11 protein-coding genes are annotated in these 13,537 nt (G+C 62.1%); all 11 read left to right on the plus strand.

Annotated features, from left to right (window positions below; all coding sequences use genetic code 11):
- Window positions 1-230: 230 nt before the first annotated feature.
- Complete coding sequence (locus tag QRN48_RS17765) at window positions 231-998, plus strand: tellurite resistance TerB family protein (RefSeq protein WP_285352006.1); 768 nt, start codon at window positions 231-233, stop codon at window positions 996-998.
- 462 nt (window positions 999-1,460) lie between these two features.
- Window positions 1,461-3,023: a methyl-accepting chemotaxis protein gene (locus QRN48_RS17770; protein ID WP_502944631.1), complete on the plus strand. Its 1,563-nt coding sequence runs from the start codon at window positions 1,461-1,463 to the stop codon at window positions 3,021-3,023.
- A 9-nt stretch (window positions 3,024-3,032) separates the two neighbouring features.
- Complete coding sequence (locus QRN48_RS17775; RefSeq protein WP_285352008.1) at window positions 3,033-3,569, plus strand: chemotaxis protein CheW; 537 nt, start codon at window positions 3,033-3,035, stop codon at window positions 3,567-3,569.
- Window positions 3,566-4,903 carry a CheR family methyltransferase gene (locus QRN48_RS17780; RefSeq protein WP_285352009.1) on the plus strand — a complete coding sequence of 446 codons (1,338 nt, stop codon included), beginning with the start codon at window positions 3,566-3,568 and terminating at the stop codon, window positions 4,901-4,903. The genes QRN48_RS17775 and QRN48_RS17780 overlap by 4 nt, the downstream gene beginning before the upstream one ends.
- Window positions 4,900-5,583 carry a chemotaxis protein CheW gene (locus tag QRN48_RS17785; protein ID WP_191944421.1) on the plus strand — a complete coding sequence of 228 codons (684 nt, stop codon included), beginning with the start codon at window positions 4,900-4,902 and terminating at the stop codon, window positions 5,581-5,583. Before QRN48_RS17780 ends, QRN48_RS17785 begins: the two co-directional genes overlap by 4 nt.
- The gene (locus tag QRN48_RS17790; protein WP_285352012.1) at window positions 5,580-7,928 is read left to right on the plus strand and encodes a hybrid sensor histidine kinase/response regulator; all 2,349 of its coding nucleotides are present in this window, start codon (window positions 5,580-5,582) and stop codon (window positions 7,926-7,928) included. Before QRN48_RS17785 ends, QRN48_RS17790 begins: the two co-directional genes overlap by 4 nt.
- A complete protein-coding gene (locus QRN48_RS17795) occupies window positions 7,925-8,935 on the plus strand; it encodes a chemotaxis response regulator protein-glutamate methylesterase (RefSeq protein WP_285352014.1) in 1,011 nt (336 codons plus the stop codon). The genes QRN48_RS17790 and QRN48_RS17795 overlap by 4 nt, the downstream gene beginning before the upstream one ends.
- Window positions 8,936-8,980: 45 nt before the next feature.
- Window positions 8,981-9,985: a response regulator gene (locus QRN48_RS17800; protein ID WP_037012391.1), complete on the plus strand. Its 1,005-nt coding sequence runs from the start codon at window positions 8,981-8,983 to the stop codon at window positions 9,983-9,985.
- A 295-nt stretch (window positions 9,986-10,280) separates the two neighbouring features.
- Window positions 10,281-10,592: a hypothetical protein gene (locus QRN48_RS17805; RefSeq protein ID WP_191944424.1), complete on the plus strand. Its 312-nt coding sequence runs from the start codon at window positions 10,281-10,283 to the stop codon at window positions 10,590-10,592.
- Between the two features lie 212 nt (window positions 10,593-10,804).
- Window positions 10,805-11,900 (plus strand): peptide chain release factor 2 gene (prfB, locus tag QRN48_RS17810; protein ID WP_152597626.1). Its coding sequence is split into 2 segments (ribosomal slippage): window positions 10,805-10,876 and window positions 10,878-11,900, totalling 1,095 coding nucleotides; the frame shifts between segments, so codons are not numbered across the junction.
- A 114-nt stretch (window positions 11,901-12,014) separates the two neighbouring features.
- Window positions 12,015-13,517, plus strand: coding sequence for a lysine--tRNA ligase (lysS, locus tag QRN48_RS17815; RefSeq protein WP_037013255.1), 1,503 nt, complete (start codon window positions 12,015-12,017; stop codon window positions 13,515-13,517).
- The last annotated feature ends 20 nt before the right edge of the window (window positions 13,518-13,537 follow it).

Consider the following 13,537-nt stretch of genomic DNA (forward strand, 5'->3'; position numbering starts at 1 on the left):
TTTTTGGGCAGTGCTAGATGGTGCAGAGCGTAGTGCCCAGTTGCAGGCATCACAAATGTCCCGCAGCAAATATCGCGCCCGTGGGGCACGTTGGTGGGTGTACGCGATGCTTATGCGCCCTGGCGCCGAGCCGTCATTGCAACATTCAGAAGCAAACCATCCCGCGAGCGCGTGTGCCTTCGTCTTAACCTGCGGGTCGAATCGTCAGTCCCACTTCTGAAGGTGCAGTCATGAACACTCGCGGTCTACTTGATCAATTGTTGAAATCCGGCCAGGACCTGCTGCAAAACAAGGCTGGCGCTCATACCCGCCACGACAAAAGCGGGCAGGGCGGTCTGGGAGATTTGCTGGGTAAACTCGGTGGCGGGCTGTCAGGCAAGCATTCAGGCAGTCAATCGGGCGGTCTTGGCGGTCTGCTTTCGGGTGCCGGCGGTGGTGCATTGGCGGCCGGCGCGATGGGCTTGCTGATGGGTAACAAAGGCGCCCGAAAAATGGGCGGCAAAGCGCTGACCTATGGCGGCCTCGCCGCGTTGGGCGTGCTGGCTTACAAGGCCTACGGTAATTGGCAGGCCAGTCAGGGCGTCGCGCAGCGGGTCGAGCCGCAGACAGTGGATCGTGTGCCACCGGCCCAGGTTGAACAACACAGCGAAGCCATCCTGCGGGCTCTGGTGGCAGCAGCCAAAGCCGACGGTCATGTCGATGAGCGTGAACGCGCGCTGATCGAAGGCGAATTCACGCGCATCACCGGTGACAACGAGCTGCAGCAATGGCTGAGCGCTGAACTGAACAAACCGCTGGACCCGATCGACGTCGCCCGAGCGGCGCAGACACCGGAAATTGCCGCCGAGATGTACCTGGCCAGCGTGATGATGGTCGACGAAGAGCATTTTATGGAGCGCGCGTATCTGGACGAGCTGGCCAAGCAGTTGAAGCTCGACCCGGCCTTGAAGACTGAACTTGAACATCAGGTTCGTCAGGCGCAGCCCCCAAGCCTCTAGCCCATGGCGCTGGGCACACCTCTAAAAATCCCCCGCCACCAGCAGGATCGTCGGGCAGCCTTCTATGCAGGACTGAGGTCTGCCCCGAGTGTCCCGACTATCCCGACTACCCCCCGCGCCCCCGAAAGCCCGCCGTGGGTCCCGGCCGCGTTATCCCGTCTCCGGGCACTGTCCTCACCGACGTCCCTCGCCCACATCCGCATTGCCACCATCAAGCAACTCCAGCCACAGCCGATAGTGTGTCAGACACTTCCGTTTTGGCTGTGCGTTATGGCGTTTTCCGCGTCGGAAACAGCCCGATCAATGGCAGGGCACTAGGCTATACTCCCGCTCGCTTTGGACCGTTCGTCGGTCCGCTTCTTGAACCCGGTCATGCCGGCGTTGAACCCTTGAGGGCTGACTGTGAAGAACTGGACGTTGCGTCAACGAATTTTGGCGAGCTTCGCTGTCATCATCGCCATCATGCTGTTGATGGTGGTCGTGGCGTTCAATCGCCTGTTGGTGATCGAGAACAGCGGCGACGCCGTGCGGCTCGATGCGCTGCCTGGCGTCTTTTACAGCAGCACGGTGCGCAGCGCCTGGGTCGAAAGCTATGTCAGTACCCAGCATTTGCTGGCTGAGGGCGTTGGTCGTGATCTGACCAGCGCCGAAGAAGACCAGTACAAGGAATTTGAAGATCGCCTGCAGGCGCAGATCGTCAATTACCAGAAGAGCATTTTTGACGAGTCGGACCGCACCGATTTCGAGCAGTTTCTGCAATTGCGCGAGCGCTATCAGCTAGTGCTCAACGGCGTGCTCGCGGCCTATCAGGGCGACAACTACGCGCTCGCGCAGCGGATTTTTTCCGAGCAGTTGACCCCGATGTGGGTCGAGGGCCGCAAGGTGCTCAATGCCCTCGGCGCCAAGAACAAGGCGGCTGCCGATAAGGCCTCCGATGCCATCCAGACGGCGGTCTCCAGCGCCAAAATCACCCTCGGCATTTCTCTGGTCATTGCCCTGCTGGCGGCCGCTGCCTGCGGTGGTCTGTTGATGCGTGCGATTCTCGCGCCAATGGACCGCATCGTGAAAATCCTCGACACCATGCGCACCGGCGACTTGAGTACCCGGCTGGCGCTGGACCGCAACGATGAGTTCGGCACCGTGCAGACCGGCTTCAACGACATGGTGGCCGAGCTCGCCGCGCTGGTGTCCCAGGCGCAGCGCTCTTCGGTTCAGGTGACCACCTCGGTCACCGAGATCGCCGCGACGTCCAAGCAGCAACAGGCCACCGCCACCGAGACGGCGGCGACCACAACGGAAATTGGCGCGACCTCGCGTGAAATCGCCGCGACGTCCCGGGATCTGGTGCGCACGATGACCGAAGTGACATCGGCGGCGGACCAGGCTTCGGTTCTGGCCGGCTCCGGTCAGCAAGGCCTGGCGCGCATGGAGGAAACCATGCACTCGGTCATGGGCGCGGCCGATCTGGTCAATTCCAAGCTGGCGATCCTCAACGAGAAGGCCGGCAACATCAATCAAGTGGTCGTGACCATCGTCAAAGTCGCTGACCAAACCAACCTGTTGTCGCTCAATGCCGCCATCGAGGCCGAAAAGGCCGGCGAGTACGGCCGAGGCTTTGCTGTGGTCGCGACCGAGGTTCGGCGTCTGGCAGACCAGACCGCCGTGGCCACCTATGACATCGAGCAAATGGTCCGCGAGATCCAGTCGGCGGTGTCGGCCGGGGTCATGGGCATGGACAAGTTTTCCGAAGAAGTGCGCCGCGGCATGTACGAAGTGACCCAGGTCGGCGAGCAGCTTTCGCAGATCATCCATCAGGTGCAGGCCCTTGCGCCGCGGGTGTTGATGGTCAATGAGGGCATGCAGGCCCAGGCCACCGGCGCTGAGCAGATCAATCAGGCGCTGGTGCAGTTGGGTGATGCCAGCAGTCAGACCGTTGAGTCCCTGCGCCAGGCCAGTTTCGCCATCGACGAGCTGAGTCAGGTGGCAGTCGGCCTGCGCAGCGGCGTTTCGCGATTCAAAGTCTGAGTCAGGCCCATGATTGAGCACTCAGCCAGGCGCAGCGCCGCCATATTGCCGAAGAACAAGCTGTTTCTGCTGTTCCGTATCGGCCCCGAGCGGTATGCGCTGGAAGCGACAGAAGTCGCCGAGGTGCTGCCGCGCCTGGTGCTTAAGCCTATCGCGCAGGCGCCGCAGTGGGTTGCCGGGGTGTTTGCGCACCGCGGCACCATTGTGCCGGTCATCGACCTCAGTGCGCTGACGTTTGGCCATTCTGCGCAGGCACGCACCAGTACTCGGTTGGTGCTGGTGCACTATCGTCTCGGCGGTGATCGTCCCGTGCAGTGGCTGGGTCTGATCCTTGAACAGGCGACCGACACGTTGCGTTGCTCGCCCCACGAGTTCAAGGCATACGGGCTGGATAACCCGCAGGCGCCGTATCTGGGGCCGGTGCGTGAGGATGAACACGGCCTGCTGCAGTGGATCCGCGTGCAGGACTTGCTCAGCGACGCCGTGCGCGAATTGCTGTTTCCCGAACGCCCCATCTGCCTTGGCCCGATCGAGGCGATGCCATGAGCAGCGACGCGCGCTTTTTTGCTTTTCTCAAGGACCGCATGGGGCTGGACGTTGCGTCGGTGGGCGAGGCGATTGTCGAGCGCGCGGTGCGCCAGCGCTGCACGTTGTCAAAAGCGCGGGACGCTGACGACTATTGGCAGACGCTGCTGACGTCGGCCGAAGAGCAGCAGGCGCTGATTGAAGCGGTGATCGTCCCCGAGACCTGGTTCTTCCGGTACCCGGAATCCTTCGCGACACTGGGCAAGCTCGCCAACGCACGGCTGGCTCAGCTCAAGGGTGTTCGCCCTCTGCGCATCCTCAGCTTGCCGTGTTCCACCGGTGAGGAGCCGTATTCGATCGCCATGGCGTTGTTTGATGCCGGTTTGCGCGCGCCGCAATTCAGTGTGGAGGCCGTGGATATCAGCCCGTTGTCCATCCAGCGCGCACTCAACGGCGTATATGGCAAAAACTCGTTTCGTGGCGATCAGCTGGGCTTTCGTGAGCGCTACTTCAGTGCGGCCGATGACGGCTACCGCCTGGAAGACCGGGTGCGCGAACAGGTCCGCTTCCAGTCCGGCAATCTGCTCGACCCGACTTTGGCCGTGGCCCAGTCGGCGTACGACTTCGTGTTCTGCCGCAACTTGCTGATCTACTTTGACCTCGAGACTCAGCGCCAGGGTTTCGAGGTGCTCAAAAGAATGACGCGCGACGACGGCGTCCTGTTTATCGGCCCCGCCGAAGGTAGCCTGCTTGGGCGCATGGGCATGGTGTCGATCGGCATCGCCCAGTCCTTTGCTTTCCGTCGGCGCGACGAAGCGGCCGACCCCTACCTATTTACGCCTGCTCCACCCGTGTCGCCGCAGCGCAGCGATTCGCCAATGCGTGGCGCTGCGTCGGGCTCTCACTACCGCGCGGCGCCTGCGCAACCCTTTGCGCCGAGATCCTTGGCTGTCCCTGCTCGCATGGAGGACCGCAGGGCCGCGCTGAAGCCCTCCGCCGGAGTGGTTCTCCCGCCGAATGCCAGTAACACCGAAGCTGCGGAGCTGATACGCCGTATCGCGGCCCTTGCCAACGAAGGCCGCAGCAGCGAGGCCAAAGCGGCCTGCGAGCAGTATCTCAAGCGCCACGACCCCGTTGCGCCGGTGTTTTACTGGCTGGGTCTGCTCAGTGAAGTGGCGGGTGATACCGGCGCGGCGCTAGGGTTTTATCGCAAGGCGCTCTACCTGGAACCGCAGCACCCGGAAACCCTGGCGCAGATGTCGGCATTGCTCGCCGCCCAGGGTGACAGCGCCGGGGCCCAACGCCTGCAGGCGCGCGCGGCACGGGGTGTCGGCAAAGAGGGACGCAACCCATGACTCAGCCGCACACAGAGCTGGTCAGCAGCAGCGCCGAGGCCATCGACGACTGCTGGAACCGCATCGGTATTCACGGGGACCGCTCCTGCCCGCTGCTTGTCGAGCATATCCATTGCCGCAATTGCTCCGTCTATTCAGCGGCGGCAACGCGGCTGCTTGACCGCTATTCCCTGGCGCAAGAGCACCGCGTCTCGGTCCACAGCGATGAGCTGATCGTCGACGTCGAAACCCGCTCCACCGTGGTGTTTCGTCTGGGTGAGGAGTGGCTCGGCCTGCCAACCCGCTGCCTGGTGGAGGTCTCGCCCGTGCAAGCCATTCACTCGCTTCCGCACCAGCGTTCGCGCGCCTTGCTGGGTGTCGCCAATGTGCGGGGCGCCCTGGTGGCGTGCCTGTCGTTCGTCGAACTGCTGGGGCTCGACCCCTCCGTGGTTCCCGCTGGCGATTCGCGAACGCTGCCGCGCATGTTGATCGTCTCGGCTGACGGCGGCCCGGTCGTGGTGCCGGTCGATGAGGTCGACGGCATTCACGCGATCGAGGCGCGCCTGCTGGACACCGCCTCGGCGCCCGCGCAAAACAGCAATGCGCGCTTCACCCGCGGAGTCGTGCAATGGAAAAGCCGCAGCTTGCGCCTGCTCGATGAAGACCAGCTGTTGTCGGCGGTTAACCGGAGCCTGACATGACGCCCGATCAGATGCGCGACGCGTCGTTGTTCGAACTCTTTACTCTGGAAGCGGAAGCCCAGACGCAGGTGCTTAGCGCAGGCCTGCTGGCGCTGGAGCGCAACCCGACCCAGGCCGATCAGCTGGAGGCGTGCATGCGCGCCGCCCATTCGCTCAAGGGAGCGGCGCGCATTGTCGGGGTCGACGCGGGTGTCAGCGTTTCCCACGTCATGGAGGATTGTCTGGTTGGTGCGCAAGAAGGGCGGCTGCTCCTGTTGCCCGAGCACATCGACGCCTTGCTGATGGGCACTGACTTGTTGATGCGCATCGCCACGCCAGCGGCCAACGTCCCTCAGGCGGACATCGACGGCTATGTGGCGCTGATGAATAACATGGTCAGCGCCGACACCGCTTCCAAAACCGTGCTCCTGCCGCCTGCGTCGCCATCGCTGGAAGACATCCTGCTGGCCAATGCGCAATCGCTGGTCACCTCGCTGCAGTCTGCCCAGGATTTGGCCGCCGAAGAGCAGGCCATCGTCATCGCCAGCCACGTCGCCGAGGCTGTGGCAGACCCCGGTCTCAAACTGGACAAGCCGGGCGAGCGACGCGTGGCAGAGACCGGCGAACGGGTCCTGCGCGTCACTGCGGAACGCTTGAACAACCTGCTCGACCTGTCGAGCAAGTCGCTGGTCGAAACTCAGCGCCTGAAGCCTTATCTGGCGGCGATGCAGCGGGTCAAGCGCACGCAGACCGGCGCCACCCGCGCGCTGGACAGCCTCGAAGCGCTGCTTGGCGCCCATGCCGATCCCGACGCGCAAAAAGCCCTCGATGAAGCAAGACGTTTGCTGGGGGAAGCGCAGCATTTGCTGATCCAGCAGACGGCCGACCTCGACGAGTTCGGGTGGCAAGCCTCGCAACGCGCGCAACTGCTTTATGACACCGCGCTGGCCTGTCGCATGCGGCCGTTTGCTGACGTGCTGGCGGGGCAGGCGCGCATGGTGCGGGACCTGGGCCGCTCGCTGGGCAAGCAAGTCCGTCTGGAAATCGAGGGTGAGAAAACTCAAGTCGATCGCGATGTGCTGGAAAAGCTCGAAGCGCCGCTGACTCACCTGTTGCGCAATGCTGTCGACCACGGCATCGAATTGCCCGCCCAACGCATGGCGTGCGGCAAGCCTGCCGAAGGGTTGATTCGGCTCAAGGCTTCGCATCAGGCGGGTCTGTTGGTGGTCGAGCTGATTGACGACGGCGCGGGTGTGGACCTGGAACGCCTGCGCCAGAACATCATCCAGCGCAAGCTGTCGCCAGCCGAAACCGCGGCACAGCTGAGCGAAGAGGAACTGCTGAGCTTTCTCTTCCTTCCCGGTTTCAGCATGCGCGACCAGGTCACCGAGGTGTCCGGTCGAGGCGTCGGGCTCGACGCCGTCCAGCACATGGTCCGGCAGCTGCGCGGCGGTGTTGAACTGGATCAACGGGCCGGGCAGGGCAGCCGTTTTCACCTGGAAGTGCCGCTGACGCTCTCAGTGGTGCGCAGCCTGGTCGTGGAGGTCGGCGGCGAGGCGTATGCCTTTCCGCTGGCGCACATCGAGCGCATGCGGGATGTGCGCGCCGATGAAATCGTGCAACTGGAAGGACGACAGCATTTCTGGCACGAGGAGCGCCACGTCGGTCTGGTTGCCGCCAGCCAGTTGCTCAACCGTCCGGCCAGCCAGCACAGCGAAGACGTGCTCAAGGTGGTGGTCATCCGCGAGCGCGAAGCGGTATACGGCGTCGCCGTTGAACGCTTTATCGGCGAGCGCACCCTCGTTGTCCTGCCCCTCGATCCACGGTTGGGCAAGGTTCAGGACATCTCCGCTGGCGCATTGCTCGACGATGGCTCGGCGGTGCTGATCATCGACGTCGAAGACATGCTGCGGTCGGTGGAGAAGCTGCTCAACACCGGCCGCCTCGAACGCATTGATCGGCGCAATCGTCAGGCGGATACTCGTGCGCGCAAACGCGTGCTGGTGGTCGACGACTCGCTGACCGTTCGCGAGCTGGAGCGCAAATTGCTGGCCAGCCGTGGCTATGAAGTCGCGGTGGCCGTCGATGGCATGGACGGCTGGAATGCCCTGCGTGGCGAGGATTTCGACTTGCTTATCACCGACATCGACATGCCGCGCATGGACGGCATCGAGTTGGTGACGCTGGTGCGTCGCGACAGCCGTCTGCAATCGCTGCCGGTGATGGTGGTGTCGTACAAGGACCGTGAGGAAGACCGCCGACGCGGCCTGGACGCCGGCGCCGATTACTACCTGGCCAAAGCCAGTTTTCATGACGACGCGCTGCTCGATGCAGTCGTGGAGTTGATAGGAGATGCGCAGGGATGAAGATCGCCATCGTCAACGACATGCCCATGGCCGTAGAAGCATTGCGCCGTGCGCTGGCTTTCGAGCCGGCGCACCAGATAGCGTGGGTCGCGGGCAACGGCGCCGAGGCGGTCGAGCGCTGCGCCGAGTTGACGCCCGATCTGATATTGATGGACCTGATCATGCCGGTGATGGACGGCGTGGAGGCGACTCGACGTATCATGGCGGCGACGCCGTGTGCGATCGTCATCGTTACCGTGGACCGCGAGCAAAACGTGCACCGGGTGTTCGAGGCCATGGGCCACGGCGCGCTGGATGTGGTCGACACGCCCGCCCTGGGTGCTGGCAATCCCAAGGATGCAGCCGCACCTTTGTTGCGCAAGATTCTTAATATAGGCTGGCTCATTGGCGAGCGAGACACGCGGGCTCGCCCGGCGCCGCCACCGGTGCGCGATTCGGCGCAGCGTCAACGGTTGGTCGCTATCGGCTCATCGGCTGGCGGGCCGGCGGCGCTGGAAATACTGCTCAAGGCGCTGCCGAAGGGTTTTCCGGCCGCGATTGTGCTGGTGCAGCACGTGGACCAGGTATTCGCCGAGGGGATGGCGCAATGGCTGACGAGTTCTTCGGGGCTTGAGGTCAGGCTGGCGCGCGACGGCGAGCCCCCGCAAGCGGGGACGGTGCTCCTGGCGGGCACCAACCACCATATTCGTCTGCTCAAGAACGGCACGCTGGCGTACACCGCAGAGCCGGTTAACGAAATTTACAGGCCCTCCATCGACGTGTTTTTCGAAAGTGTGGCCCGCTATTGGAATGGTGACGCAGTGGGTGTTTTGTTGACCGGCATGGGCCGAGATGGCGCGCAGGGACTCAAGCTGATGCGTCAGCGGGGGTTTCTGACCATCGCCCAGAATCAGGAAAGCTGTGCGGTGTACGGCATGCCCAAAGCGGCGGCCGCCATCGACGCTGCCATGGAAATTCGCTCACTGGACTCGATCGCACCTCGCTTGAAAGAGGTATTCACCCAATGAATTTCCAGGTGACTTCACAGCACGCCTGTGACCAGGAGACCCTGCATGCATGATTTGCAACTGGACGATCTGAACGCCACGGATGAAAACGCTGCCATGGTGTTGCTCGTCGACGATCAGGCCATGATCGGCGAGGCTGTCCGGCGCGGGCTGGCGCATCAGGAAAACATCGACTTTCATTTTTGCGCAGACCCGCATCAGGCTATTGCCCAGGCGATCCTCATCAAGCCGACGGTGATCCTTCAGGACCTGGTCATGCCCGGTCTGGATGGTCTGACCCTGGTGCGCGAGTACCGGGCCAATCCCAAGACCCGTGACATCCCGATCATCGTGCTCTCGACCAAGGAAGACCCGCTGATCAAGAGCGCCGCTTTTGCGGCCGGCGCCAATGACTATCTGGTCAAGCTGCCCGACAACATCGAGCTGGTAGCGCGCATCCGTTATCATTCGCGCTCCTACATGACCCTGCTGCAGCGCGATGAGGCCTACCGTGCATTGCGCGTCAGCCAGCAGCAGCTGCTGGACACCAACCTGGTGTTGCAGCGCCTGATGAATTCCGACGGCCTGACCGGGCTGTCCAACCGCCGACACTTCGACGAATACCTGGAACTTGAGTGGCGCCGCTCCATTCGCGAACAGACGCAGCTGTCGCTGTTGATGATCGACGTGGATTATTTCAAGGCCTACAACGATGCGTTTGGGCATCTCGAAGGGGATGAAGCGCTGCGTCAGGTCGCCAAGGCCATCCGCGCCAACTCCAGCCGTCCGTCCGACCTCCCGGCCCGTTATGGCGGCGAAGAATTTGCCCTCGTGCTGCCCAATACTTCGCCAGGCGGGGCACGTCTGCTGGCAGAAAAACTGCGCCAATCCATCGCCAGCATGAACATCCCCCACATCGCCCCCAGCCAGGGCTCCAGCCTGACGGTCAGCATTGGCTTGGCAACCGTTGTGCCGCAGGTGGGCAGCCACAGCAGGCAGTTGATTCAGAGCGCGGATCAAGGGCTGTATGCGGCCAAGCACAATGGACGCAATCAGGTGGCGGTGGGGTAGTCCGGCGCAAGCGGTGTTTTCTCGCCGGCTGCGCCTGGCAAGGTTCGGGGATAGGTTGACGGTGATAGACCGGGCCTAATTGCCTTTACCTGCACTCATCCCTCCGAGGTCCAGCGGACAACGGCCGACTGTCACATGTGACAGGTTCCCCGCCGCGCATTCGCGCGCATACTCCTCCAACCACAATCCGCGAACATCAGGCGCTCGCCTGACCAGGACAGTGGTCTTTGGCTGGAGGCTCTCCGCGCAATGGATGGCGTCCAGCAGCCCACCTATACATGGAAGGAATCAGGAAATGGCTGAGAAACCTGACATCACCAGAGTCACTGAAGGCGATTCGGAAACCGTGATCTCGAACGGCGGCAGCACTGAAAAGCATGTCATAAAGTTGAGTGGCATCGGCAACACGGAAAGGTATTTTTTGATGCGCAAAGGAGCTGACGGTAAGGTCTCTTTGGTACCCTTCGGACCACCAGCAAATTCCACTGGCGGTACCTGGAATGCGCCCAACAATCTGGGTTCTCCGGGCAGGTATGAGTTTTATCTGATCGACGCTGACGACAACGATAAACCAGTCGGGACCTCGTTCAAGGTGACCCGGAAGTAGTTCTCCTGCGGCGGTGCAGGGTGGCTGGAGCCAGCCACTCTGCACGCTGCCGCTTCTGCAGCTTCACGTTTTTGAATAAGGCGCAGCGCTCCTTTGCGGGGCGCTTCTCCCTCCCGCGCCGTTTGCTGACCCTGCCCAACGGACTGCCATCGCAGGTGTGGCTGCGCTATACTCGCCGGCTTTGTGAAAATCGCCTGCGAGTGCTGCCTACCATGGAAATCAACCCGATCCTAAACAGCATCAAGGACCTCTCCGAGCGCTCCGAAACCATTCGGGGGTATCTTTGACTACGATCAAAAGCATGATCGTCTGACCGAAGTTAACCGCGAGCTCGAAGATCCAAACGTCTGGAACAACCCGTCTTACGCCCAGGAGCTGGGGCGCGAGCGTTCGCTGCTGGCGCAGATCGTCGACACCCTCGACGAAATGAGCTCCGGTCTGGCAGACGCCAAAGACTTGCTGCTGATGTCCGCTGAAGAAGAAGACCAGGCCGCCGTCGACGACGTCGCCGCTGAAGTCGAGCGTCTGCGCGAGTCGCTGGAGAAGCTGGAATTCCGCCGCATGTTCAGCGGCGAAATGGACCAGAACAACGCCTACCTCGACATCCAGGCCGGCTCCGGCGGTACCGAAGCCCAGGACTGGGCGAACATCCTGCTGCGCATGTACCTGCGCTGGGCTGACAAGCGTGGCTTCGACGCCACCATCATGGAACTGTCGGCCGGTGAAGTCGCCGGTATCAAAGGCGCCACGGTCCACATCAAAGGCGAATACGCGTTCGGCTGGCTGCGCACCGAAATCGGCGTACATCGTCTGGTCCGCAAGAGCCCGTTCGACTCCGGCAACCGTCGCCACACCTCGTTCTCGGCCGTGTTCGTGTCGCCGGAAATCGATGACAACATCGAAATCGACATCAACCCGTCGGACCTGCGCATCGACACCTACCGCTCCTCGGGCGCCGGTGGTCAGCACGTCAACACCACCGACTCGGCGGTCCGGATCACCCACGTTCCGACCAACACCGTGGTCAGTTGCCAAAACGAGCGCTCCCAGCACGCCAACAAAGACACCGCGATGAAGATGTTGCGGGCGCGCTTGTACGAGCAGGAAGTGCAGAAGCGCAACGCGGCTTCGCAAGCGCTGGAAGACACCAAGTCGGACATCGGCTGGGGTCACCAGATCCGCTCGTACGTGCTTGATGCGTCGCGCATCAAGGACCTGCGCACCAGCGTCGAACGCAGCGATTGCGACAAGGTGCTCGATGGTGACATCGACGAATACCTGATCGCGAGCCTTAAACAGGGCCTGTAATCGCCACACCACTGTTGCGGGTCGGGCGCGTCCTCACGACGTCGCCGCCCGCGATCCTTCGTCGCGCTTCCCGGCCAGACGAAGGGCCACGAACCTGTGATGGATAATCAAGACATGAGCGACCAACAACTCGACCCGCAAGCCCAGCAACAGGAAGAAAACAGCCTGATCGCCCTGCGCAAGGAAAAGCTTGCAGCCGAGCGCGCCAAAGGCAATGCCTTCCCGAACGACTTCCGTCGCGAAAACTACTGCAACGACCTGCAGCAACAGTACGCTGACAAGACCAGGGAAGAGCTGGCTGAAGCGGCGATTCCGGTCAAGGTTGCCGGGCGCATCATGCTCAACCGTGGCTCTTTCATGGTGATTCAGGACATGACCGGACGCATCCAGGTCTACGTCAATCGCAAGACGCTGCCGGAAGAAACCCTGGCTTCGGTCAAAACCTGGGACATGGGCGATATTATTGCGGCCGAAGGCACCCTGGCCCGTTCCGGCAAAGGCGACCTTTATGTCGAAATGACCAGCGTGCGCCTGCTGACCAAATCCCTGCGGCCGTTGCCTGACAAGCATCACGGCCTGGTCGATACCGAGCAGCGTTATCGCCAGCGTTACGTCGACTTGATCGTCAACGAAGACGTGCGCGAAACCTTCCGCGTCCGCTCGAAAGTCATTGCCCACATCCGCAGCTTCCTGATGAAGCGCGACTTCCTCGAAGTCGAAACGCCGATGTTGCAGACCATTCCCGGTGGCGCTGCAGCCAAGCCGTTCGAGACGCACCACAACGCGCTGGACCTGGAAATGTTCCTGCGCATCGCGCCAGAGCTGTACCTCAAGCGTCTGGTGGTAGGCGGTTTCGAAAAAGTGTTCGAGATCAACCGCAACTTCCGTAACGAAGGCGTCTCGACCCGGCACAACCCCGAGTTCACCATGCTCGAGTTCTACCAGGCCTATGCCGATTACGAAGACAACATGGACCTGACCGAGGAGCTGTTCCGCGAGCTGGCGCAGTTGGTGCTCGGCAGCACCGACGTTCCATACGGCGACAAGGTCTTCCACTTCGGCGAACCGTTCGTTCGTCTGTCGGTGTTCGACTCGATCCTCAAGTACAACCCTGAGCTGACCGCCGATGACCTGAACGACATCGACAAGGCTCGCGCCATCGCCAAGAAAGCCGGCGCCAAGGTGCTGGGCTTCGAAGGTCTGGGCAAGCTGCAAGTGATGATTTTCGAGGAGTTGGTCGAGCACAAGCTGGAGCAGCCACACTTCATCACTCAGTACCCGTTCGAAGTCTCGCCGCTGGCCCGTCGCAACGATGAAAACCCGAACGTCACTGACCGCTTCGAGTTGTTCATTGGTGGTCGCGAGATCGCCAACGCCTATTCCGAGCTCAATGACGCGGAAGATCAGGCCGAGCGCTTCATGGCGCAAGTGGCCGACAAGGACGCCGGCGACGACGAAGCCATGCACTACGACGCCGACTTCGTTCGCGCGCTGGAGTACGGCATGCCGCCGACAGCGGGTGAGGGCATCGGCATCGACCGTCTGGTCATGTTGCTGACCAACTCGCCGTCCATACGCGATGTCATCCTGTTCCCGCACATGCGGCCGCAAGCCTAAGCGTTAAAACAAGCCGCCTG

Source organism: Pseudomonas sp. ME-P-057 (assembly GCF_030208975.1).
GTDB classification, from domain to species: Bacteria; Pseudomonadota; Gammaproteobacteria; order Pseudomonadales; family Pseudomonadaceae; genus Aquipseudomonas; species Aquipseudomonas lutea.